This window comes from Inquilinus sp. CA228 (assembly GCF_052078665.1).
Taxonomy (GTDB): domain Bacteria; phylum Pseudomonadota; class Alphaproteobacteria; order DSM-16000; family Inquilinaceae; genus Inquilinus.
Genome location: NZ_JBQJIK010000188.1, coordinates 1 through 1,096, shown reverse-complemented (window position 1 = coordinate 1,096; position 1,096 = coordinate 1). Strand labels below are relative to the sequence as shown.

The window sequence follows — 1,096 nt, the reverse complement described above, 5'->3', positions numbered from 1 at the left end:
AAGCAGGACATCGTCATCTGCACCGCGCTGATCCCGGGGCGCAAGGCACCGGTGCTGATGGACGAGGCGATGGTGCGGTCGATGAAGCCGGGGTCGGTGATCGTGGACCTGGCGGCGGAGCGGGGCGGCAACTGCGCCCTGACCCGGCCGGGCGAGGTGGTCGAGGACGGTGGCGTGACCATCGTCGGCCACCGCAACGTGCCGGGCCGGATCGCGACGGATGCCTCGGCCTTGTACGCCCGCAACCTGGTGGCCTTCCTGACGCCCCTGGTGGACAAGGACAGCAAGGCGCTGAAGGTGGACGGATCGGACGAGATCGTGGCGGCGACGCGGCTGACCTCGGGGGGCCGTGTGGTGCATCCGGGCTTCGGCGGCCAGGCCGAGCAGGCGGCGTAGGGGAGCGGACGATGGCGACAGAAGACATCGCGCAAGGCGCACAGGGTCTGGCCGAGGCGGCGCGGGGCCTGGCCGACCAGGCCCAGGCGCTGGCGGTGCAGGCCCAGGCAGCAACGGTGCCGGTGGGAGAGCATGGCTTCTTCCTGACCGGTCTGACGGTGTTCGTGCTGGCCTGCTTCGTCGGCTACTACGTGGTGTGGCGGGTGACGCCGGCGCTGCACTCGCCCTTGATGAGCGTGACCAACGCGATCTCCTCGGTGATCGTGGTCGGGGCGCTGATCGCGGCGGGCCCGGCGGTGATCGGGGCGTCGAGCCTGCTCGGCGCGCTGGCGGTGCTGCTGGCCTCGGTCAACATCTTCGGCGGCTTCCTGGTCACGCGGCGGATGCTGGCGATGTACCGGAAGAAGAGCTAGCCCGTTCAGGCGACAATCCAAAGAGAAGGCGAGGGGATCGCGATGACGAGCCTGGCGGTGCTGGCGTATCTGGTGGCGGCGGTGTGCTTCATCATGGCGCTGCGGGGCCTGTCGAGCCCGGTGACGAGCCGGACGGGCAACCTGTACGGCATGGTGGGGATGGCGATCGCGGTGGCGACGACGCTGATCCTGGTGCCGCAGGTGCGGAACTACTGGCTGATCGTGCCGGCGATCGCGATCGGCGGCGGCATCGGCTATGTGGTGGCGCAGCGGATCCAGATGACGGC

2 protein-coding genes and 1 pseudogene are annotated in these 1,096 nt (G+C 69.8%); all 3 read left to right on the top strand.

The genetic code is table 11. The annotated features are described in order from the left end of the window. Positions 1–396, top strand: a pseudogene (locus ACTOWL_RS37930) (NAD(P)(+) transhydrogenase (Re/Si-specific) subunit alpha); the annotation flags it as partial. Positions 397–407: 11 nt separating this feature from the next. Beyond that, positions 408–809: an NAD(P) transhydrogenase subunit alpha gene (locus ACTOWL_RS37925; protein WP_441326476.1), complete on the top strand. Its 402-nt coding sequence runs from the start codon at positions 408–410 to the stop codon at positions 807–809. 42 nt (positions 810–851) lie between these two features. After that, positions 852–1,096 (top strand): NAD(P)(+) transhydrogenase (Re/Si-specific) subunit beta (locus ACTOWL_RS37920; protein WP_441326475.1); only part of this gene is annotated, 245 nt, incomplete at its 3' end.

Bases quoted from the DNA above. Each gene is read 5' to 3' on its own strand.
- ACTOWL_RS37925 (WP_441326476.1), top strand. From the start codon at position 408: ATGGCGACAGAAGACATCGCGCAAGGCGCACAGGGTCTGGCCGAGGCG.